The sequence below is a fragment of the Hydrogenophaga sp. genome (assembly GCF_050182545.1).
GTDB lineage: Bacteria > Pseudomonadota > Gammaproteobacteria > Burkholderiales > Burkholderiaceae_C > Hydrogenophaga.
The window spans coordinates 17,755-38,666 of record NZ_JBFXCD010000001.1 but is presented as its reverse complement, the minus strand read 5'-3'; the positions used below and the strand labels follow the sequence as shown (position 1 = coordinate 38,666).

19 protein-coding genes are annotated in these 20,912 nt (G+C 64.9%); all 19 read right to left on the bottom strand.

The window, feature by feature from the left end; all coding sequences use genetic code 11:
* Nucleotides 1-9: 9 nt before the first annotated feature.
* The 19 genes from hisB to AB7P10_RS00085 all read right to left on the bottom strand — a co-directional run bounded on the left by hisB (nt 10) and on the right by AB7P10_RS00085 (nt 20,910).
* Nucleotides 10-630 (bottom strand): imidazoleglycerol-phosphate dehydratase HisB, encoded by a 621-nt coding sequence (gene hisB, locus AB7P10_RS00175; RefSeq protein WP_428291820.1) that lies wholly within the window; start codon nt 628-630, stop codon nt 10-12.
* Nucleotides 627-1,715: a histidinol-phosphate transaminase gene (gene hisC / locus AB7P10_RS00170; protein ID WP_428291819.1), complete on the bottom strand. Its 1,089-nt coding sequence runs from the start codon at nt 1,713-1,715 to the stop codon at nt 627-629. Before hisC ends, hisB begins: the two co-directional genes overlap by 4 nt.
* Nucleotides 1,712-3,115 (bottom strand): histidinol dehydrogenase, encoded by a 1,404-nt coding sequence (gene hisD / locus AB7P10_RS00165; RefSeq protein WP_428291818.1) that lies wholly within the window; start codon nt 3,113-3,115, stop codon nt 1,712-1,714. The genes hisC and hisD overlap by 4 nt, the downstream gene beginning before the upstream one ends.
* On the bottom strand, nt 3,112-3,765 hold the full coding sequence (gene hisG / locus AB7P10_RS00160; protein WP_428291817.1) for an ATP phosphoribosyltransferase: 654 nt from the start codon (nt 3,763-3,765) through the stop codon (nt 3,112-3,114). Before hisG ends, hisD begins: the two co-directional genes overlap by 4 nt.
* Nucleotides 3,762-5,042: a UDP-N-acetylglucosamine 1-carboxyvinyltransferase gene (murA, locus tag AB7P10_RS00155; RefSeq protein WP_428291816.1), complete on the bottom strand. Its 1,281-nt coding sequence runs from the start codon at nt 5,040-5,042 to the stop codon at nt 3,762-3,764. The genes hisG and murA overlap by 4 nt, the downstream gene beginning before the upstream one ends.
* Before the next feature lie 7 nt (nt 5,043-5,049).
* Entirely contained in the window at nt 5,050-5,295 is a 246-nt protein-coding gene (locus AB7P10_RS00150; RefSeq protein WP_428291815.1) for a BolA family protein, read from the bottom strand.
* Between the two features lies 1 nt (nt 5,296).
* Nucleotides 5,297-6,052, bottom strand: a complete 756-nt coding sequence (locus tag AB7P10_RS00145) for an ABC transporter permease (RefSeq protein ID WP_428291814.1) — start codon at nt 6,050-6,052, stop codon at nt 5,297-5,299.
* On the bottom strand, nt 6,049-6,996 hold the full coding sequence (locus AB7P10_RS00140; protein WP_428291813.1) for an ABC transporter ATP-binding protein: 948 nt from the start codon (nt 6,994-6,996) through the stop codon (nt 6,049-6,051). Before AB7P10_RS00140 ends, AB7P10_RS00145 begins: the two co-directional genes overlap by 4 nt.
* A 123-nt stretch (nt 6,997-7,119) precedes the next feature.
* On the bottom strand, nt 7,120-7,404 hold the full coding sequence (locus tag AB7P10_RS00135) for an STAS domain-containing protein (protein WP_428291812.1): 285 nt from the start codon (nt 7,402-7,404) through the stop codon (nt 7,120-7,122).
* A 10-nt stretch (nt 7,405-7,414) separates the two neighbouring features.
* Complete coding sequence (locus AB7P10_RS00130) at nt 7,415-8,038, bottom strand: MlaC/ttg2D family ABC transporter substrate-binding protein (protein ID WP_428291811.1); 624 nt, start codon at nt 8,036-8,038, stop codon at nt 7,415-7,417.
* 87 nt (nt 8,039-8,125) lie between these two features.
* Complete coding sequence (locus AB7P10_RS00125) at nt 8,126-8,893, bottom strand: MlaA family lipoprotein (protein WP_428291810.1); 768 nt, start codon at nt 8,891-8,893, stop codon at nt 8,126-8,128.
* A gap of 116 nt (nt 8,894-9,009) precedes the next feature.
* Nucleotides 9,010-9,501 (bottom strand): outer membrane lipid asymmetry maintenance protein MlaD, encoded by a 492-nt coding sequence (gene mlaD / locus AB7P10_RS00120; RefSeq protein WP_428291809.1) that lies wholly within the window; start codon nt 9,499-9,501, stop codon nt 9,010-9,012.
* A 22-nt stretch (nt 9,502-9,523) separates the two neighbouring features.
* Nucleotides 9,524-10,306: a lipid asymmetry maintenance ABC transporter permease subunit MlaE gene (gene mlaE / locus AB7P10_RS00115; protein WP_428291808.1), complete on the bottom strand. Its 783-nt coding sequence runs from the start codon at nt 10,304-10,306 to the stop codon at nt 9,524-9,526.
* Nucleotides 10,303-11,130, bottom strand: coding sequence for an ABC transporter ATP-binding protein (locus AB7P10_RS00110; RefSeq protein ID WP_428291807.1), 828 nt, complete (start codon nt 11,128-11,130; stop codon nt 10,303-10,305). Before AB7P10_RS00110 ends, mlaE begins: the two co-directional genes overlap by 4 nt.
* Nucleotides 11,131-11,239: 109 nt before the next feature.
* Complete coding sequence (locus AB7P10_RS00105) at nt 11,240-12,706, bottom strand: glutamate synthase subunit beta (RefSeq protein WP_428291806.1); 1,467 nt, start codon at nt 12,704-12,706, stop codon at nt 11,240-11,242.
* Nucleotides 12,707-12,745: 39 nt separating this feature from the next.
* Nucleotides 12,746-17,524 (bottom strand): glutamate synthase-related protein, encoded by a 4,779-nt coding sequence (locus tag AB7P10_RS00100; RefSeq protein WP_428291805.1) that lies wholly within the window; start codon nt 17,522-17,524, stop codon nt 12,746-12,748.
* Nucleotides 17,525-17,709: 185 nt separating this feature from the next.
* Nucleotides 17,710-18,411: a transposase gene (locus AB7P10_RS00095; protein WP_428291804.1), complete on the bottom strand. Its 702-nt coding sequence runs from the start codon at nt 18,409-18,411 to the stop codon at nt 17,710-17,712.
* A 76-nt stretch (nt 18,412-18,487) separates the two neighbouring features.
* Nucleotides 18,488-19,723 (bottom strand): CynX/NimT family MFS transporter, encoded by a 1,236-nt coding sequence (locus AB7P10_RS00090; RefSeq protein ID WP_428291803.1) that lies wholly within the window; start codon nt 19,721-19,723, stop codon nt 18,488-18,490.
* Nucleotides 19,720-20,910: a deoxyguanosinetriphosphate triphosphohydrolase gene (locus AB7P10_RS00085; protein ID WP_428292169.1), complete on the bottom strand. Its 1,191-nt coding sequence runs from the start codon at nt 20,908-20,910 to the stop codon at nt 19,720-19,722. The genes AB7P10_RS00090 and AB7P10_RS00085 overlap by 4 nt, the downstream gene beginning before the upstream one ends.
* Nucleotides 20,911-20,912 lie beyond the last annotated feature (2 nt).

Below are 20,912 nucleotides of genomic sequence, written 5' to 3'. Positions count from 1 at the left end.
CAGGAGAACTCAGAGCGAGCCTTTGGTCGAGGGAATCACGTCGCCCATGCGCGGGTCGCGCTCCAGGGCCATGCGCAGGGCACGGGCGAAGGCCTTGAACACGGTCTCGGCCTGATGATGGGCGTTTTCGCCGTGCAGATTGTCGATGTGCAGGGTCACGCCAGCGTGGTTGACGAAACCCTGAAAGAACTCGAACGCGAGCTGGGTGTCGAAACCGCCGACCATGCCGCTCTTGAACGGCACGCGCATGTGCAGGCCCGGGCGCCCCGAAAAATCGATCACCACGCGCGAGAGCGCCTCGTCCAGCGGCACGTAGGCATGGCCGTAGCGGCGGATGCCCTTCTTGTCGCCGACGGCCTGCGCGAACGCCTGCCCGAGTGTGATGCCCACGTCTTCCACCGTGTGGTGTCCATCGATATGCAGGTCGCCCTTGGCCTGGATCTCCAGGTCAATCAGCCCGTGGCGGGCGATCTGGTCCAGCATGTGGTCGAAGAAGCCAATGCCGGTGGACAGATTGGCCACGCCCGTGCCGTCAAGATTGACGCGCACACCGATCTGCGTCTCCGTGGTGTTGCGCTGCACATGGGCCACGCGGTCGGACACGGTGGGGGCGGAAGGGGTGTGGGTCATAGGGCAGTGTGGAGCGCGCGGATCAGCTGGGCATTTTCCGACGGCGTGCCCACCGTCAGGCGCAGGCATTGGGCCAGCAGTGGGTGCATTTTAGAAACATTCTTCACCAGAATGCCCTGGGCTTTGAGTCCGTCAAAGCACCGCTGAGCGTCGGGCACCCGCACCAGCACCATGTTGGCGTCGCTCGGGAAGGGCGTGACGCCCGGCAGGCAGGCCAGCGCATCGATGAGCACGGCGCGCTGCTCACGGATCTGCGCCGCCTGCTGCGCGAACACGTCGGCATGCTCCAGCGCGAACAGCGCGCACTCGGCGTTGAGGACGCTCACGTTGTACGGCGGTCGCAGCTTGTCGATCTCGTGCACCAGCGTCCGCGCGCCCAGCATGTAGCCGATGCGCACCCCGGCGAGCCCGAATTTGGAAAGCGTGCGCATGAGCAGCACGTGGGCGTTGGCCGCGGGGTGTGCGCGAATCTCGTCGAGCCAACTGCAGCTGGAAAACGGCTGGTAAGCCTCGTCCATCACCACCAGGCCACCGAAACCGGCGGCCTCGGCGATCAGCCGGCGGATGGTGTCCGCGCTCCAGAGGTTGGCGGTGGGGTTGTTGGGGTAGGCAATGTAGGTGATGGCAGGCCTGTGCTCGCGCATCGCGGCCAGCATGGCGGGTTCGTCGAGCTCGAAGTCGGCCGTGAGCGGCACACCCACGAACTTCAAGCCCTGCAACTGCGCGCTCATGGCGTACATCACAAAGCCCGGCAAGGGTGCCAGGATGGTGGCCCCCGGCAGGTCACAGCCCATGGCCAGCAGGGAGATGAGTTCGTCCGAGCCATTGCCCAGCATCAGGTCGCAGCCCGCGGGCAGGTCCACGTAGCGAGCCAACGCCTGCTTCAGGTCATCGATGCGGGCGCCGGGGTAGCGGTGGATCGCCACAGCCCCCAAGCGAGTACCGAGTTCAGCCTGCAGTGCCGACGGCAACGCAAAGGGATTTTCCATCGCGTCGAGCTTGATCAACCCGGCCGAATCCTGGATGGCGTAGGCGTGCATGGATTGGACGTCCTGGCGAATCACGCCCAGAGGGTTAGGGCTCATGCTGCACCCCGCATCGGTGGCACTTCATCCAGACGCAATTCGGCCGCCCGCGCATGGGCCTGCAGGCCCTCGCCGTAGGCCAGCTCGGCTGCAATGGCCCCCAGCCCCTGGGCACCGGCCTGGCTGACCTCGATCAGGCTGCTGCGTTTCTGGAAGTCGTACACACCCAGCGGCGACGAGAAACGCGCGGTGCCGCTCGTGGGCAGCACGTGGTTGGGACCGGCACAGTAGTCGCCCAGGCTTTCGCTGGTATACGCGCCCAGAAAAATGGCACCGGCGTGCCTGAGCAGCGGTTCCCAGCGGTGCGGTTCGCGGCTGGAGACCTCCAGGTGCTCGGGCGCAATGCGGTTGCTGATGGCACAAGCCTCTTCCATGCTGCGGGTGTGGATCAACGCACCACGGTCGTTCAGGCTTTTGGCGATGATGGCGGCGCGCGGCATGGCGGGCAGCAGTCGGTCAATGGCCTCCTGCACCGCATCGATGTAAGCCGCATCGGGGCACAGCAGGATGCTTTGCGCGAGCTCGTCGTGCTCGGCCTGGCTGAACAGATCCATCGCCACCCAGTCCGCCGGCGTGCTGCCATCGGCCAGGACCAGGATCTCGCTCGGGCCGGCGATCATGTCGATGCCCACGGTACCGAATACGCGCTTCTTCGCGCTGGCCACGTAGGCATTGCCGGGGCCGGTGATCTTGTCGACCTTGGGCACGGTGGTGGTGCCATAGGCCAGCGCGGCCACGGCCTGCGCGCCGCCGATCGTGAAGGCACGCGTCACGCCCGCCACATAAGCTGCGGCCAGCACCAGTTCGTTGCGCTCTCCGCGCGCCGCCGTGGCGGCACCGCTGTCGCCTTCCACGCCACCCGTCGCGACACTGCCGCGCACCGGGGTGGGCACGACCATGATGATCTCGGGCACGCCGGCCACGTGAGCAGGTACGGCGTTCATGATCAGGCTCGATGGATAAGCCGCCTTTCCGCCGGGCACGTAGATGCCCACGCGGTCCAGCGGCGTGACCTTCTGACCCAGCAAGGTGCCGTCCTCGTCGCGGTAGCTCCAGCTCTCGCCTCCGGCTTTCTTCTGCGCCTCGTGGTAGCTGCGCACGCGCCGGGCGGCGGCCTGCAAGGCCTCGCGCTGGGCGGCGGGCAGACCGTCGAACGCGGTCTTGAAGTCGGCCTGGGTCAGCTCCAGGTCGGCCACACGGCCGGCGGTCAAGCCATCAAAGCGCGCGGTGTACTCCAGCACTGCAGCGTCACCACGCTCACGCACGTCGGCGAGGATGTCGGCCACGCGCTGTTCGATCGCGCCGTCGGTCTCCGCGGACCAGTGCAGCCGCACCGCGAACCGGGCCTCGAAGTCTGAGGTTGAGGTGGACAGGCGAGCGGGTCGGGCGGTCAGGCTCATGGGGTCACGGGGCTCTTGACAATGGCTTGCGCGAACGCGTCGATGATGGGGCGGATGGCTGCCTGCTTGAGTTTGAGCGAGGCCTGGTTGACCACCAGGCGCGCGCTGATCTCCATGATGCGTTCCACCTCGACCAGGTGATTGGCCTTGAGCGTGTTGCCTGTCGAGACCAGGTCGACGATGGCATCGGCCAGGCCGGTCAGCGGTGCCAGCTCCATGCTGCCGTACAGCTTGATCAGGTCGACGTGCACGCCCTTGCCGGCGAAGAACTCGCGCGCGATGGCGGTGTACTTGGTCGCCACCTTCAGGCGCGAGCCCTGGCGCACGGCCGTGGCGTAGTCGTAGTCTGCGCGCACCGCCACGCTGACGCGGCAACGCGAGATGTTCAGGTCCAGCGGCTGGTACAAGCCCTGCCCGCCGTGCTCGATCAGCGTGTCCTTGCCGGTCACGCCCAGGTCGGCGCCCCCATGCTCCACATAGGTGGGCACGTCGCTGGCGCGCACCAGCACCACACGCACGTCCGGGTTGCTGGTCGGCAGGATCAGCTTGCGCGACTTCTCCGGGTCTTCCAGCACCTCAATCCCCGCCGCCTTGAGCAGCGGCAGGGTTTCGTCGAAGATGCGTCCTTTGGAGAGGGCGAGCGTGATCATTTCACCCTCTCGATGTCCGCACCAATGCCGCGCAGCTTGGCCTCCATCTGGTCGTAGCCCCGGTCCAGGTGGTAGATGCGGTCGACGATGGTCTCGCCGTCAGCCACCAGGCCAGCAATGACGAGGCTGGCAGAGGCGCGCAGATCCGTTGCCATGACGGTGGCACCCGAGAGCCGCGGAATGCCTTCGATCACCGCGACCTTGCCATCGGTCTGGATGCGCGCACCCAGGCGAACCAGTTCGTTGACATGCATGAAGCGGTTTTCAAATATGGTTTCGGTGACCTTGCTGGGACCCTCGGCAATGCAGTTGAGCGCCATGAACTGGGCCTGCATGTCGGTGGGAAAACCCGGGTACTCCGTGGTGCGAAAGCTCTGGGCCTTGAGGCGTCCGGAGGCGCGCACGCGGATGAAGTCGCCCTGAGCGTCCTTGCCGGCCTCGATCTCGGCACCCGCGTCATGCAGCTTGTCGATCACCGCGTCCAGGTGGTCGGCACGGCCGTGGCGCAATACCACGTCGCCACCGGTGGCGGCCACGGCACAGAGGAAGGTACCCGTCTCGATGCGGTCCGCCACCACCTGGTGGGTGCAGCCGCGCAGTCGCTCCACGCCCTGGATGTGGATGCGGCTGCCGCCATGGCCCTCGATCTTCGCGCCCATGGCGATCAGCATCTCGGCCAGGTCGCTGATCTCCGGCTCCTGGGCCGCATTCTCCAGCACCGTTTCACCCTCGGCGAGGGCCGCGGCCATCATGAAGTTTTCCGTACCTGTCACGGTCACCATGTCGGTGGCAATGCGCGCGCCATGCAGACGCGTCTTGCCCGCCGGCAGACCGGCCACCATGTAACCGTGCTCCACCACGATCTCGGCGCCCATGGCCTGGAGGCCCTTGATGTGCTGGTCGACAGGTCGCGAACCGATGGCGCAGCCCCCTGGCAGGGAAACACGGGCGTGGCCAAAGCGCGCGAGCAGGGGCCCAAGCACCAGAACCGACGCGCGCATGGTCTTCACCAGTTCGTACGGCGCCTCTGCCTGGATCGGTCCACCCGCCTGCAGCGTGATGCCGCCGCGCTCGCCATGGGTCTGCGTCTGCACGCCCATGTTGTCGAGCAACTGGCGCATGGTGGCCACGTCGCGCAGGCGCGGCACGTTGTTCAGGGTCACCGCCTCGGCGGTGAGCAAGGCCGCGCACAGTTCGGGCAGCGCGGCGTTCTTGGCGCCGGAGATGGTCACCTCGCCTCGCAGGGTGCGGCCACCGTGGATTCTCAGTTTGTCCATGGGCGCGTCAGCTCCGGGGTTGAGCCGCCCACTCAGCGGGGGTGTAGGTCTTCATTGACAGGGCGTGCACCTCGTCGGTCTGGATGCGAGCTCCCAGCGTTCCGTATACCGCCTGGTGGCGCTTGATCGCGCGCAGGCCATCGAAAGCCGGTGAGACGATCACCGCCGCCCAGTGGCGTCCGTCGCCCGTGACTTCGATGTGTTCGCACGGCAGGCCGGCGGCAATCAGGTTTTGCAGTTCTTCAGCGGTCATGTCAGTGTCTGATCTTGTAGCCGGTCTTGAGCAGATGCAGCGCGATCATGCTCACGATGGCCAGCGCGCCACCCACCAGGCCCAGGCTGATCCACGGCGAGACATCGCTCACGCCAAAGAAGCCGTATCGAAAGCCGTCGATCATGTAGAAGAAGGGGTTGAGGTGGCTCACGCGCTGCCAGAAATCGGGCAGGGAATGGATGGAGTAGAACACGCCCGACAGGAAGGTCATGGGCACGATGATGAAGTTCTGGAACGCGGCCATCTGGTCGAACTTCTCCGCCCACAGCCCGGCGATCAGGCCGAGAGCGCCCAACAGGGCCGCGCCCATGAAGCCGAACACGAGAATCCACAGCGGAGCGACCAGCGAAGGCTGCGCGAACCACCAGGTGACCACCATCACGCCCAGACCGACGGCAAGACCTCGCACCACCGACGAACCAACATAGGCCACAAACCAGGCGCGGTGCGACAGCGGGGTGAGCAGAAGGAACACCAGATTGCCCATGATCTTGCTCTGGATCAGCGAGGACGAGCTGTTGGCAAACGCGTTCTGCAGCACGCTCATCATCACCAGGCCAGGCAACAGGAAGGCGGTGTACCCCACCGAGTCGTAAACCTGCACACGGCCTTCCAGCACGTGGCCGAAGATCATCAGGTACAGAATTGCGGTGATCACCGGTGCGCCAACGGTCTGGAAGCCAACCTTCCAGAAGCGCAGCACTTCCTTGTAGAACAGGGTCTGCCAGCCGGTCATGCCGACACCTCCGCCGCAGCGACCGCCGTGGCCGGCCGCGGCCCTGTGCCTGTGAGGTCGAGAAACACGTCCTCGAGATCGGCCTTGCGGATCTCGATGTCTTCGGGTGACACCCCGACCTCGCGCAGCCGCGCGAGGATGCGCTCGACCGCCAGCGCATCGTTCGCGGGCAACTGCACCACGCGCCCGGTGATGCGGGCCTGCACCGCCAGGTCGACTGGCAGCGCGGCATCGGTCTTGAAGCGCAGCACGTTGGAAGCGGCGCGCGACAGCAGCGCGGACGTGGATTCGAGCGCCACGACCCGCCCCTGCTTGAGCATGGCGATGCGCCCGCACAGGGCTTCGGCTTCCTCCAGGTAATGCGTGGTCAGCAGCACGGTGCTGCCCAAGCGCTTGTTGAGGTCGGAAATGAACTGCCACAGGGTCTGGCGCAGCTCCACGTCCACACCGGCCGTGGGTTCGTCGAGCACGATCACCGGAGGCTTGTGCACCAGCGCCTGCGCAATCAGCACCCGGCGCTTCATGCCGCCCGAGAGCTGACGCATGTTGGCGTTGGCCTTGTCGGTCAGGCCCAAACCTTCAAGCAGTTCGTCGATCCAGGCTTCGTTGCGCGCCATACCGAAGTAGCCCGACTGGATGCGCAGGGCTTCGCGCACATTGAAGAAGGGATCGAACACCAGTTCCTGCGGCACGACGCCGAGCTGGCGGCGCGCGGCGGCGAAGTCGGCCTGCACGTCGCTGCCATGCACGAGCACACGTCCGGCCGTAGGACGCGCCAGGCCAGCGAGCACGCTGATGAGGGTGGTCTTGCCCGCGCCGTTGGGCCCGAGCAGGCCGAAGAACTCGCCCTGTTCGATATCGAACGACACCGACTGCAGCGCATGCAAGTCGCCGCGCAAGGTCGAATAGGTCTTGGTAATGTTCTGGAATGAGACGGCTGGCATGCGCGGGTGGAGCCCAGGATCCACCGGCCTGCGGGGCAGGACATCTGGCTGCCGCCGGTGAACCCGATATTTTATGCGCGCCCCATCCGGCCACGCTGCCCAAGGGTCAAGGCCTCGCCGTCGTCAGGCTGCCAGCAACTCTTGAATTCCGTAGAGCGCGGCAAGCTCCTTCAGACGCGGGGGCCAGCCATTGACCTTGAGCGCCCTGCCCTGCGCAACCAGCCGACGGCGCAGCTCCAGCAACACCGCCAGCGCCGAGGAGTCGAAGACCTGCAGCGCTTCCGTACTGATGGTCACGACCGGGCCGGCATGTCTTGCCAGTGCGTCTGCGAGGCGCGCCAGGGTGGGCTCCGCCTCGGCCAAGGTCAGGCGCTCTGGCAGCTCGAAGGTGTTGGCGGACTCGGCCATGCTCCGGCGATCAGCTGGCCTTGGCCGTGCTGCTCTTGTTGCGCTGGACCAGCGAGGCGATCAGGCCGTCGATTCCCTTGCTGCCGATTTCCTGCGCGAACTGCGTGCGATAGGTTTCCACCAGCCACACACCCAGCACGTTCAGGTCGTAAATCTTCCAGCCGGAGGGCGTTTTTTCCATCCGGTAATCCAGCTGGATCGGCTCGCCCCGGCCGCGCACCTCGGAACGCACGACCACCTCGGTGTCCTCGGGCCGGGAGCGCATCGGGCGAAAGCTCAGGGTCTGGTCCTTCACTTCGCCGAGTGCACCGGAATATGTGCGCACCAGCAGGGTCTTGAACTCGTCTTGCAACTGCTTCTGCTGCTCGGGTGTGGCCTGGCGCCAGTAGCGCCCCACCGCCGATGCCGTCATTCGCGTGAAGTTCACGTTGGGCATGATCTTGCTGTCCACCAGCGCAATGATGCGAGTCACGTCGCCTGACTGAATGGCAGGGTCGGCCTTGATGGCGGCCAGCACCTCGGCCGAGACACGCTTGACCAGCGCATCAGGCGCTTCGTCCTGCGCCATGGCAGGGACTGACAGGGCGCTGGCCACGGCCATCATCAGGGTGGCGAGCCATGAGCGGCGTTTCATCATGTGGTTCCTTTCGAGGCCGGGGGCCTTGCTGCGGACACCGCAGCGTAGTTCATCGGACGGACGGGATTGTGAAGGGGTTCCCACTCAATCGTTGCGATTCGTATCCGTGCCATCGCCCTCCCAGCCTTCGCCCAGGCCGATGCCGCGATCAATCATGTCGTCGATCTGGCTCTGCCGCCGATTCAGGTAAAGGTCGCGCGTGAAGCTGTATTTGTCGAGCGCGGCATCTTCCAGCAGGGAACTGGCCCTGAGCAGGCTGGCCCGGGTGTCGACCACCCGCAACGCGGTGAGTGAATTGCGTGAAGGCACATGATCCATGCCACCCACAGGATCGCCATAGGTATCGACCACGAGGCCCGTACCGTCGCGCACCGAGGACGGTCCGAACACCGGCAGCACCAGATATGCCCCTGACGGCGCACCCCAGAACCCGAGGGTCTGTCCAAAATCCAGTCGCGTGCGCGGAATGCCCATTTCGGACGCAAGGTCCAGCACCCCGCCCAGGCCGAGCACCGTGTTCACACTGAAGCGCATGAGGTTCTCCGTCGCCTCACGAGGACGCAGCTGCAGCCCGGCGTTGACCGACGACCAGAGATCGCCCAGGTTGCCGAAGAAGTTGCCGACGCCGGTTCGCACGGGGCTGGGCGTGACCTTCTGGTAGGCGGTGGCTGCGGGCTTGAGCACCGCTGTGTCGATCGCGTCGTTGAACTGGTAGACGCCTCGGTTGAGCGGTTCGAGCGGGTCGCGCGGATTGGCGTCCGGCCCGGTGGCACATGCCGACAGCAGCGCCAGCAACGGCGCCAGCGCAACGGCTTTCGCCGTGGCCGCGGGAGGCTTGTGGAGGTGAGTCATGTGTGAGGTTCCCCTGGGTTGTGCACCCGTGTGTTTTTTCTGCGCGATCTCGGGCATTGTCTGCGGCTCCCCGCTGCCTTCGGGGTGCCTTGTTGCAATGCCCCCACAAGCCGTGTCTACTTGCTCACGGGTTCCTCAGCGGCGTTGCTTCCCCCCTCGGCCGCCCTGCTGAACAGAAACTGGCTGATCAGGTTTTCAAGAATGACCGCCGACTGGGTCTGCGTGATCACGTCGCCATCTGCAAAGTTGCGCTCGTCACCGCCGGGCTCGATTCCGATGTACTGCTCACCGAGCAATCCACTGGTGAGGATCTTGAGCGAGCTGTCCTTGGGAAACGCGTAGCGCGACTGCAATTCCAGGCGGATGTTGGCCTGGAAGGTCTTGTCGTCGAACGTGATGGAATCCACGCGCCCGACCACCACACCCGCGCTGCGCACCGCTGCCTTGGGTTTGATGCCACCGACGTTGTCGAAGCGACCGACCACGTGGTAGGTCTTCTCGAAATTCAGGCTCAGCAGGTTGGCCGACTGCAGCGCGAGAAACAGGATGGCCGCCGCGCCGATCATCACGAACAGACCGACCCAGACGTCGTTCCTGGAATTTTGCATGTCCATACCTTCAGCACTCCATTCAGATGCTGAACATCATGGCGGTGAGGACGAAGTCCAGCGCCAGCACGCTCAGCGAAGCCACCACCACGGTGCGGGTGGTGGCCCGAGAAACCCCTTCGGGCGTGGGATGGGCCTCGAAACCCTGAAGCAGGGCCACGAAGGTCACCGCAAAACCGAACACCACGCTCTTGACGATGCCGTTGCCGACGTCTGCCCAGACGTCCACCCCGCCTTGCATCTGGCTCCAGAACGCGCCGCCATCAAGACCTATGAGCAGCACGCCCACAACCCATCCACCCATGATGCCAATCGCGCTGAACACCGCCGCCAGCAGGGGCATCACGATCACGCCTGCCCAGAAGCGGGGGGCCAGCACACGGCGCACTGGATCGACCGCCATCATCTCCATGGCGCTGAGCTGCTCGCCCGCCTTCATGAGACCGATTTCGGCGGTCAGCGAGGTGCCGGCACGACCGGCAAACAGCAGCGCGGTGACCACCGGGCCGAGTTCGCGCATGAGCGACAACGCCACCAGCAAGCCCAGCGCCTCGGTAGCGCCATAGCGCTGCAAGGTGTAGTAGCCCTGCAGGCTCAGCACGAAGCCGACGAAGAGACCCGAGACGCCGATGATGGCCAGCGAGTGGTTGCCCAGGAAGTGAATCTGATCGCGCACCAGGGCCGGACGGCGCAACGCGGCGCCGAACAGCCACACAAGGCGGAAGAACAGGCGCGTTCCCTGACCGATACCCGCCAGTCGCACGCGCACCGCGCGGCCCACACGCGCAGGGTGCAGGCGGTTCATCGGCGGCCTCCAGAACGGGTGGCGCCGAAGTCGTCGGCGAGTTCCGGCCCGGGATGGTGGAAGCGCACCGGGCCATCGGGCAGCGCATTGACGAACTGGTGCACCAGCGGTTCCTGGCTGTGGCGCACCTCGTCGGGTGTGCCCTGGGCCGCGATGCGGCCGTTGGCCAGCACGATCACCTGATCGGCGATGTGAAAGGTCTCGTCCAGGTCGTGCGAGACGACGATGCTCGTGAGGCCCATGGCGTCGTTGAGCTGGCGGATCAGGCGCGCAGACGTGCCGAGCGAGATCGGGTCGAGACCGGCAAAAGGCTCGTCGTACATCACCAGTTCGGGGTCGAGCGCGATTGCGCGGGCCAGCGCGACGCGCCGCGCCATGCCACCCGATAGCTCACTGGGCATGAGGCCACGAGCGCCACGCAAGCCCACGGCGTTGAGCTTCATCAAAACGATGTCGCGCACCAGCGCATCGGACAACTGCGTGTGCTCGCGCAGCGGAAAAGCGACATTGTCGAACACGCTCATGTCGGTGAACAGGGCACCGAACTGGAACAGCATGCCCATGCGCCGGCGCGCTCCGTACAGGGCCTTCGAGTCCATCGTGGTCACATCCTGGCCATCGAACAGGGTCTGGCCGGACTGGCCCCGGATCTGCCCACCGATCAGGCGCAGCACCGTCGTCTTGCCGCCGCCGGACGCACCCATGAGCGCCGTGACCTTGCCACGCGGCACGGTCAGCGAAACGTTGTCGAGGATGGCGCGCTCGCCGTACCCGAAGGTCAGGTTGCGCAGTTCGACCAGGGGGGAGATGGAATCGGTGGGCATCAAACAAAAACCGGGCCATTCGAAGCCCGGTTTTTGGATGATACGGGATTCGGGGCAAGCCCCGTGCACCGTTGTGTTTCGACAAATGTCCGTGGAGTTTCAGGCCATATCAGCGCGGCAGGTCGGAGAAACCCATCAGAAATTCGTCGACCGAGCGGGCCGCCTGACGGCCTTCGCGGATCGCCCACACCACCAGACTCTGGCCACGGCGCATGTCGCCAGCGGCGAACACCTTGGGCACATTGGTGGCGTAGCCGCCGGTGAAATCGGTGCTGGCCCTGGCGTTGCCGCGCGCGTCCTTCTCGACCCCGAAACCGTCCAGGATGGTGGCCACCGGGTTGACGAAACCCATCGCGAGCAGCACGAGATCGGCCTGATACGTCTTCTCGGTGCCCGGGATTTCGACCAGCTTGCCGTCCTTCATCTCGACATGCACGGTCTGCAGACCGGTGACCTTGCCCTTCTCGCCGATGAAGGCCTTGGTGGAAATGGCGAATTCGCGCACACAGCCCTCCTCATGGCTGGAGCTGGTGCGCAGCTTGAGCGGCCAGTACGGCCACACGAGCGGCTTGTTCTCCTGCTCCGGCGGCTGGGGCATCACCTCGAACTGGGTCACGCTGAGCGCGCCGTGGCGGTTGCTGGTGCCCACACAGTCGCTGCCGGTGTCGCCGCCCCCGATCACGATCACGTGCTTGCCGTCGGCGCGCAACTGGCCCTTGAGCTTGTCGCCCGCATTCACCTTGTTCTGCTGCGGCAGGAACTCCATGGCGAAATGGATGCCGTCCAGGTCGCGACCTGGCACCGGCAAGTCACGGCTTTGCTCCGCGCCACCGGTCAGCAGCACCGCATCAAAGTCTTTCTGCAGTTGCTCGGGTGTGACGGTTTCCTTGGCCCAGTTGGTGACCTTGCTGCCCTTGGGCAATTCGCCCACCATCACGCCGGTGCGAAACACCACGCCTTCGGCCTCCATCTGCGCCACGCGGCGATCAATGTGGCTCTTCTCCATCTTGAAGTCGGGGATGCCGTAGCGCAGCAGGCCGCCCACGCGGTCGTTCTTCTCGAACAGGGTCACGTCGTGGCCCACGCGCGCGAGCTGCTGGGCTGCGGCCATGCCGGCCGGCCCGGAGCCCACCACCGCCACCTTCTTTCCGGTCTTGTGGCGCGGCGGCTGCGCCTGCACCCAGCCCTCGGCCCAGGCACGGTCAATGATCGCGTGCTCGATCGACTTGATGCCCACGGCGTCGTCGTTCACGTTGAGCGTGCACGCCGCCTCGCACGGGGCGGGGCAGATGCGGCCCGTGAACTCGGGGAAATTGTTGGTGCTGTGCAGCACGGTGATGGCGTTCTGCCAGTCGCCCTGGTACACGAGGTCGTTGAAGTCAGGAATGATGTTGTTGACCGGGCAGCCGCTGTTGCAGAACGGCGTACCGCAGTCCATGCAGCGTGCCGCCTGTACCTTGGACTCGGACTCACTGAGGCCGACAACGAATTCCTTGTAGTGCTTCACACGCTCGGGAACGGGCCTGTAGCCTTCTTCCAGACGCTCGTATTCCATGAAGCCAGTGACTTTTCCCATGATGCGGTTCCTTCTCTTGCGTACGTGCGTGCGGCGGCCTTACTTGGCTGGCGCTGTGGCTTTCTTGGCAGAGCCCTGCGCCTTGGTCGTGACAACGGCCGCGGCTTTGCGGGCGTGAATCTCGCCGAGTGCGCGCTTGTATTCGTTGGGGAACACCTTCACGAACTTGCCGCGCGACTGAGCCCATGAGTCAAGTAACTCGCGCGCGCGCTTGCTGCCTGTCCAGCGGTTGTGCTCCTCCAGCAGCTTCTTGAGCTGCGCCTCGTCGGTCTGCCCACGATGCCAGATGGCGCGGTCCATCGTGGCCTCCTGTTCGGCCGCGGGCAACACCTTCTCGAGGCTGACCATGGCGGTGTTGCAGCGCCTGGCGAACTCGCCGTCTTCGTCGTACACGTAAGCAATGCCACCGCTCATGCCGGCGGCGAAGTTGCGTCCGGTCTTGCCCAGCACGGCCACGGTGCCGCCGGTCATGTACTCGCAGCCGTGGTCTCCTGTGCCTTCGACCACCGCAGTGGCGCCCGACAGGCGCACGGCAAAACGCTCGCCCGCGACACCGCTGAAATAGGCCTCGCCGGTGGTCGCGCCATACATCACGGTGTTGCCAACAATGATGTTGCGCGCGGCGTCGCCGCGGAAGTCGATGCTGGGGCGCACGATCACGCGGCCACCCGACAAACCCTTGCCGGTGTAGTCATTGGCGTCGCCGATCAGGTACAGCGTGATGCCCTTGGTCAGGAACGCACCGAATGACTGACCGCCCGTGCCTTCGAGCTGGATGCGGATGCTGTCGTCGGGCAATCCTTCGGGGTGCACCTTGGTCACCGCACCCGACAGCATGGCGCCCACCGAGCGATTGACGTTGCGCGCCACTTCGATGAACTGCACGCGTTCGCCTTTGTCGATGGCCGGGCGCGACTTCTCGATCAGCACCATGTCCAGCGCCTTGTGCAGGCCATGCTCCTGGTTCTCCGTGTGCAGGCGCGGCACGTCGGCGGGCACCGGGGGCAAGGCCAGCAGTCGGCTGAAATCCAGCCCGCGCGCCTTCCAGTGCTCGATGCCCTGTTTCATGTCGAGCAGATCAGCGCGGCCGATCAGGTCGTCGAACTTGCGGATGCCCAGTTGCGCCATGATCTGGCGCGCTTCCTCGGCGATGAAGAAGAAGTAGTTCACCACGTGCTCGGGCTTGCCGCTGAACTTCTTGCGCAACACCGGGTCCTGCGTGGCCACCCCCACCGGGCAGGTGTTGAGGTGGCACTTGCGCATCATGATGCAGCCCTCGACCACCAGCGGCGCGGTGGCGAAGCCGAACTCGTCGGCGCCGAGCAGCGCGCCGATGACCACGTCACGTCCGGTTTTCATCTGGCCGTCGGCCTGCACGCGGATGCGGCTGCGCAGGCGGTTGAGCACCAGCGTCTGCTGCGTTTCGGCCAGGCCGATTTCCCAGGGGCTGCCGGCGTGCTTGATCGACGACCAGGGCGACGCGCCGGTGCCGCCGTCGTGGCCGGCGATCACCACATGATCGGCCTTGCACTTGGCCACGCCCGCGGCAATGGTGCCCACGCCAATCTCGGACACCAGCTTGACGCTGATGCTGGCGTGTGGTGCCACGTTCTTCAGATCGTGGATCAGCTGCGCCAGATCTTCGATGGAGTAGATGTCGTGGTGCGGCGGCGGGCTGATGAGGCCCACGCCAGGCACGCTGTGGCGCAGCTTGCCGATGTAGTCGCTGACCTTGCCGCCTGGTAGTTGCCCGCCTTCGCCCGGCTTGGCGCCCTGCGCCATCTTGATCTGGATCTGGTCCGCGCTGTTGAGGTACTCGGCGGTGACGCCAAAACGCCCGGAGGCGACCTGCTTGATGCGCGAGCGCATCGAGTCTCCTTCCTGGAGCTCGTAGTCCACCTCGAACGTGTCCTTGCCCAGCAGGTCGGACATGGTCTGGCCCTGCTTGATCGGAATGCCCTTGAGCTCGTTGCGGTAGCGCATCGCGTCCTCGCCGCCCTCGCCGGTGTTGCTCTTGCCGCCGATGCGGTTCATGGCCACGGCCAGGGTGGCATGGGCCTCGGTGGAGATCGAGCCCAGCGACATGGCGCCGGTGGCGAAACGCTTGACGATCTCGGACGCAGGCTCCACCTCGTCGATCGGGATCGCGGTGCTCGGGTCGATCCTGAACTCGAACAGGCCGCGCAGCGTCATGTGGCGGCGGCTCTGGTCGTTGATGATCTGCGCGTACTCCTTGTAGGTGTTCCAGTTGTTGGCGCGCGCGCTGTGCTGCAGCTTGGCGATGGCGTCGGGCGTCCACATGTGCTCCTCGCCGCGCGTGCGCCAGGCGTATTCGCCACCGGCGTCGAGCATGGTCGCCAGCACCGGATCGTCGCCGAAAGCGGCCTTGTGCATGCGGATGGCTTCTTCGGCGATCTCGAACACACCGATGCCGCCCACACGGCTGGCGGTGCCGGTGAAGTACTTGTCGACTGTCTCGCTGTTGAGGCCGATGGCCTCGAACAGCTGCGCCCCGCAGTACGACATGTAGGTCGATACGCCCATCTTGGACATGATCTTGGACAGGCCCTTGCCAATCGCCTTCACATACTGGTAGATCGCCTTGTCGGCGCTCAGGTCACCAGGCAGACCCTTATGAATCGCGGCCAGTGTTTCCATGGCAAGGTAGGGGTGAACGGCCTCCGCGCCATAGCCGGCCAGCACCGCGAAGTGGTGCACTTCGCGGGCGGTGCCGGTCTCCACCACCAGGCCGGCGGTGGTGCGCAGCCCTTCGCGCACCAGGTGCTGGTGGATCGCCGAGAGCGCCAGCAGCGCGGGAATGGCGATGCGCGTGGCGCTCACCGCTCGGTCGCTGATGATCAGGATGTTCTTGCCACCCTTGATCGCGTCCACCGCCGCCGCGCACAGCGAGGCCAGCTGGGCTTCCACACCCGCGCGGCCCCACTGGGCCGGGTAGGTGATGTCCAGCGTGTGGCTGCGGAACTTGCCCTGCGTGGCGGATTCGATGTCGCGCAGCTTGGCCATGTCGGCGAAGTCCAGCACCGGCTGGCTCACCTCCAGCCGCATCGGCGGGTTGACCTGGTTGATGTCGAGCAGGTTGGGCTTGGGACCGATGAAGGACACCAGCGACATCACGATCGCCTCGCGGATCGGGTCGATCGGCGGGTTGGTCACCTGCGCGAAAAGCTGCTTGAAGTAGTTGTACAGCGGCTTGTTCTTGTCCGAGAGCACGGCCAGCGGGCTGTCGTTGCCCATCGAGCCAATGCCCTCCTCACCGTTGGCGGCCATCGGGCTCATCAGGAACTTGATGTCTTCCTGGGTGTAGCCAAAGACCTGCTGTCGGTCCAGCAGTTCGGGGGCGACCCGCTCCATGCCGGCGGTCTGCGGCTCGGTGGCGCTGATGCGTTGTTCCTGAGCCGATTCGCCCGCCTCGGGCGTGTCCACATCGTCCAGGCGGATGCGCAGGTTGTCGATCCACTGCTTGTAGGGCTTGCTGTTGGCGAGGTTGGCCTTGAGCTCCTCGTCGTCGATCATGCGACCCTGCTCCAGGTCGATCAGGAACATCTTGCCGGGCTGCAGGCGCCATTTGCGCACGATCTTGTTCTCGGGCACTGGCAACACGCCCGACTCGGAACCCATGATCACGAAATCGTCGTCGGTGATGCAGTAGCGCGAGGGGCGCAGACCGTTGCGGTCGAGCGTCGCGCCAATCTGGCGGCCGTCGGTGAACACGATCGAGGCCGGGCCGTCCCACGGCTCCATCATGGCCGCGTGGTACTCGTAGAACGCCCTGCGGCGCACGTCCATGGTGGTGTGCTGCTCCCAGGGTTCGGGGATCATCATCATCACCGCCTGCGCCAGCGGGTAGCCCGCCATGGTCAGCAGCTCCAGGCAGTTGTCGAAGGTGGCCGTGTCGGACTGGCTGGCGAAGCTGATCGGATACAGCTTCTGCAGATCGGCACCCAGTACCGGCGAGGACATCACGCCCTCGCGTGCCTTCATCCAGTTGTAGTTGCCCTTGACCGTATTGATCTCGCCGTTGTGCGCGACATAGCGGTACGGGTGCGCCAGGGGCCATTCCGGGAAGGTGTTGGTTGAAAAGCGCTGATGCACCAGGCCCAGGGCCGAAACGCAGCGCTCGTCTTCCAGGTCACGGAAGTAAGTACCAACCTGATCGGCCAGCAGCAGACCCTTGTAGACCACGGTGCGGCTGCTCATGCTGACCACGTAATATTCTTTGCTGTGGGTCAGCTTCAGGCGCTGGATCGCGGCACTGGCGGTCTTGCGGATCACGTACAGCTTGCGCTCCAGCGCATCCTGCACGATCACATCGTTGCCGCGGCCGATGAACACCTGGCGGATGATCGGCTCCTTCTCGCGCACCGTGGGCGACATGGGCATGTCGCGGTTCACCGGCACGTCTCGCCAGCCCAGCAGCACCTGCCCTTCGGCCGCAATGGCGCGCTCCATTTCCTGCTCACAGGCCAGGCGGCTCGCATGCTCCTTGGGCATGAAGATCATGCCCACGCCATATTCGCCCGCCGGCGGCAGCGTCACACCCTGCGCGGCCATTTCTTCGCGATACAGCGCATCGGGCAACTGAATCAACAGTCCCGCGCCATCCCCCATCAGCTTGTCGGCCCCCACCGCCCCCCGGTGATCCAGGTTCTCCAGGATCTTCAGGCCCTGTTGCACGATGGCATGGCTCTTCTCGCCCTTGATGTGCGCCACAAAGCCAACCCCGCACGCATCGTGTTCATGGGCTGGGTCGTACAGACCGTGTTGCTGGAGGTGCTGCTGCTCGGCTGCCGTGTTCATGGCGCTTCCTTCTCGGTTCGTGGGCTTGAATGCAAAAACGGGACTGCGAGCATATTGCATTGCAACAACAATGCCAAGCAAATTAAATAGGGTCAGATTCCAGTTTTTTCGTTCGATATCAGATCACTGATTAATTGGGGACATATCATTGAAAATGCCCTTGTCCCAGGGGCCAAAGCCACATCTCAGTGCGGCTCTTGTGGGCGACCTGCAGGTCGCCCAGGCTTGGCGCGAGCAATGCGGCGCGCAGTGCGTTTCTGCAGTTCAGCCACAAAGGCCTCATCGCCCATTGCCCAGCCATGCAAGGTTGCGTCGGTGATGGCGCCAAGCTGTTCAAGCGGCACGCCCGCCCGCACCATTTCGGTGTACGCGGCCTCTCGGGCAAATGGCGTGTTGCCGAGGTTCCAGTACATCGGGTGCGACGCAATGCGGCGGTCTGGGCTCTGGCCGCTGTAGTGGTGGTAGCTGGACCAGCGGTGGAGCTTCGGATCGTTCACCATGCCCGCCCGCACCGGATTGAGGTCCATGTAGGCCATGCAGGCCAGCAAGTAACGCTCGGACTGGATCAGCGTGGACCGGTACCGCCCCTCCCACAAGGTCCCCGTGCGGTGGTGCAAATCGTTGAAATAGCGGACATAGCGACGGCCAACAGCCTGCATCATCGCTGGCACACCGTCGGTCGCGTCCGGGGTCAGCAGCAAATGAAAATGGTTGTCCATCAACACATAAGCGTTCAACGCCACCTGGTATTTGCGAGCGTTCTCACTGATGAGATCGAGCAGCATTTCGCGATCTGCATCGCTGCGGACAATGTCCTGCCGATTGTTGCCGCGCTGGATGACGTGATGGGGATAGCCGGGAACGGTGAGTCGAGGGAGACGGGCCATGGGGTAGACGGTGGCATGAAAAAAAGGGACGAACGCCAGAATCAGCGAAATTGGAATCCGACCCTAATTATGCCAACTATGGACCGCGATGCGTCGAGCAAGACTCCTGCATTTGCCAGGCAGCCTGAAGCCGTCCGGCGAGCATCAGGCCCAGCAGGGACGATACCCCTGTAACCAGCCACGTCCATTGCCAGCCCCCTGTGGCGGTGGCCACCCACGCCACGATGGGAGGCCCCAGGAACTGACCCAGTGCGGAGAACTGCTGCATCCAGCCGACGGTGGTGGACACGGTCTCGCTGCTGGGCGCGAGCTTGACCACAAGTCCGAACAAGGTGCCAGGGATCAAACCACCAACGCCCGAGAACACCAGGACGGCGATGTACTGCCAGACGGGATGGCCCACCGCGCCAAACGCCACGCCGGCACCCACACCCATCGCGACATAGGCCAGTGACAGCACGGCACCGGGTCGAGCGCCACGCGCAAGCAGCCAGCCTGCACCGATATTGCCCAGCATGTTGATGCCTGCTGCCAAGGCGCTCAGCAAAGCAACCATGGCGTCCGGGTACCCCGCCTGGTGGTAGATCGTGGGCAGGAAACCGACCACGGCAAGCCACTGCCCTGAGTAGAGAAAGAACGCCAATGCCATCAGCCAGGGACTCGATGCGCTCAGGGTACGTTTCAGCCGCGGTCCCAGCATCGAAACGCCCGGCAGTGCACCGGGCGCGGGCCCCACAGGCTCGTCTGGCGGCACCTGTCTTGCCACCCCTGCAGCGGCGAGCAGTGACAGCCCCGCGAGCAGGGCCCAGGCCCAGCGCCATCCTACGGCGGACAGCAAGGGCACGCCGAGCAGCAAGGCCAGCGCGGTGCCCAAGGGCATGTAGGCACCCCACCAGCCCAAAGAGCGCGAGAGCGTCGGCCCGTGGTGTACGCGCTGACGCAACAGGCCGGGCGCTGGAAGAACCGCAAGCAGAAAGCCCATGCCTTCCAGAACCCGCGTGGCCAACAGCATTTCCACGTCGGGGGCCAATGCCCCTAGCGCACTGCCGCTCGCCAGCAAGCCCAAGCCTGTCAGCATGACGCGGCGCGCCCCGAACCGGTCGGCCATCAGGCCTACCACGAGCCCCAGCGTCATGCCCGCAAGCTGTACCAGTGAAAGCAGAAAGCCGGCCTGCACCAGGGTAAGGCCCAGCCCCTCCCTCAGCACCGGAATGGCGACAGGCAACTTCCCCACATGCAACGCGCAGGTGACGCCCACGGCCACCACAAGGGCGGCCAGTCTGCGCGGGTCGGTGGATACGATGGTCGTCACGGAAACAGCACCGCCCCGAACAGCCGCTCGTGTTCGCGGATCGCAAACCGATCTGTCATGCCGGCGATGTAGTCGGCCACGGCCCTGGGCAGGTGATGCCTGCGCCCATGCGCCTCGGGCAATTCCCCGGGGGCATTCAGGTAGCGATCAAACAGGTCGGCGACGACGCGACGCGCCCGATCGGTGGTCTCCATCACTTGCGGATGCCGGTAGAGATTGCGGAAGAGAAACGTTTTCAGCGTCCGGGAGCTCTCGCGCATGTCGTCGGAGAACGCCACCAGAGAAGGGCTGGCACGCACGGCATCCGGACCGTCGACACCTGCGGCCGCAATCCGCGCACGCGTGGTGGCAATCACGTCATAGACCTGATCGCTGAGCATGAGGCGAATCGACTCGAACAACAGCCGGCGCCCCGCGAGCGTCGGGTGCGCCGTCAAGGCCTGCCGGCGGTAGTGATCAAACAATTCAACCTCTTCGAGTTGCTCCATGGTGAGCAGGCCTGATCGCACGCCATCATCGATATCGTGCGCGTTGTATGCAATTTCGTCGGCAAGGTTGCACAGCTGCGCTTCGAGCGACGGCGACCCTCCACGGAGAAACCGGGCTGCCACGCCGTCAGGTTCCTGCAACTCGAGTCGTTGCGCATTGGCTCTGGAGCAGTGCTTGAGAATGCCTTCCCGCGTTTCGAAGCACAGATTGAGTCCATCGAACGCGGGGTAACGCTCTTCCAGCTCGTCGACCACACGCAGACTCTGAAGGTTGTGCTCGAAACCCCAACCGTCCGCGTCGCCCCACCTTGGGCCCGAGTGGCATTGCCTGACACTGGCATCGAGGGCATCCTGCCCCGCGTGACCAAATGGCGTGTGTCCCAGGTCGTGCGCCAGCGCGATGGCTTCCACCAGGTCCTCATTGAGTTGCAGTGATCGCGCAATGCTGCGCCCCAGTTGGGCGACTTCGAGTGAATGGGTCAGTCGCGTGCGAAACAGGTCTCCTTCGTGATTCAGAAAGACCTGTGTCTTGTAGACGAGCCGCCGAAATGCGGTCGAATGGATCACCCGATCACGATCGCGCTGAAACGCGGAGCGGGTTGGGGCTTCGGGCTCCGGGTGTCGGCGACCGCGGCTGCTTGCCGGATCGCTGGCAAAACAGGCCAACACGCCACTCTGCGTCGCTGCAGAGCCTGGCATCA

Coding starts and splice junctions, on each gene's coding strand:
- AB7P10_RS00150 (WP_428291815.1), bottom strand. CDS start 5,295: ATGACCGCTGAAGAACTGCAAAACCTGATTGCCGCCGGCCTGCCGTGC.
- AB7P10_RS00140 (WP_428291813.1), bottom strand. CDS start 6,996: ATGCCAGCCGTCTCATTCCAGAACATTACCAAGACCTATTCGACCTTG.
- hisG (WP_428291817.1), bottom strand. CDS start 3,765: ATGATCACGCTCGCCCTCTCCAAAGGACGCATCTTCGACGAAACCCTG.
- hisD (WP_428291818.1), bottom strand. CDS start 3,115: ATGAGCCTGACCGCCCGACCCGCTCGCCTGTCCACCTCAACCTCAGAC.
- AB7P10_RS00135 (WP_428291812.1), bottom strand. CDS start 7,404: ATGGCCGAGTCCGCCAACACCTTCGAGCTGCCAGAGCGCCTGACCTTG.
- AB7P10_RS00130 (WP_428291811.1), bottom strand. CDS start 8,038: ATGAAACGCCGCTCATGGCTCGCCACCCTGATGATGGCCGTGGCCAGC.
- mlaE (WP_428291808.1), bottom strand. CDS start 10,306: ATGAACCGCCTGCACCCTGCGCGTGTGGGCCGCGCGGTGCGCGTGCGA.
- AB7P10_RS00095 (WP_428291804.1), bottom strand. CDS start 18,411: ATGGCCCGTCTCCCTCGACTCACCGTTCCCGGCTATCCCCATCACGTC.
- AB7P10_RS00085 (WP_428292169.1), bottom strand. CDS start 20,910: ATGCCAGGCTCTGCAGCGACGCAGAGTGGCGTGTTGGCCTGTTTTGCC.
- murA (WP_428291816.1), bottom strand. CDS start 5,042: ATGGACAAACTGAGAATCCACGGTGGCCGCACCCTGCGAGGCGAGGTG.
- AB7P10_RS00105 (WP_428291806.1), bottom strand. CDS start 12,706: ATGGGAAAAGTCACTGGCTTCATGGAATACGAGCGTCTGGAAGAAGGC.
- hisC (WP_428291819.1), bottom strand. CDS start 1,715: ATGAGCCCTAACCCTCTGGGCGTGATTCGCCAGGACGTCCAATCCATG.
- AB7P10_RS00145 (WP_428291814.1), bottom strand. CDS start 6,052: ATGACCGGCTGGCAGACCCTGTTCTACAAGGAAGTGCTGCGCTTCTGG.
- AB7P10_RS00110 (WP_428291807.1), bottom strand. CDS start 11,130: ATGCCCACCGATTCCATCTCCCCCCTGGTCGAACTGCGCAACCTGACC.
- AB7P10_RS00100 (WP_428291805.1), bottom strand. CDS start 17,524: ATGAACACGGCAGCCGAGCAGCAGCACCTCCAGCAACACGGTCTGTAC.
- hisB (WP_428291820.1), bottom strand. CDS start 630: ATGACCCACACCCCTTCCGCCCCCACCGTGTCCGACCGCGTGGCCCAT.
- mlaD (WP_428291809.1), bottom strand. CDS start 9,501: ATGCAAAATTCCAGGAACGACGTCTGGGTCGGTCTGTTCGTGATGATC.
- AB7P10_RS00125 (WP_428291810.1), bottom strand. CDS start 8,893: ATGACTCACCTCCACAAGCCTCCCGCGGCCACGGCGAAAGCCGTTGCG.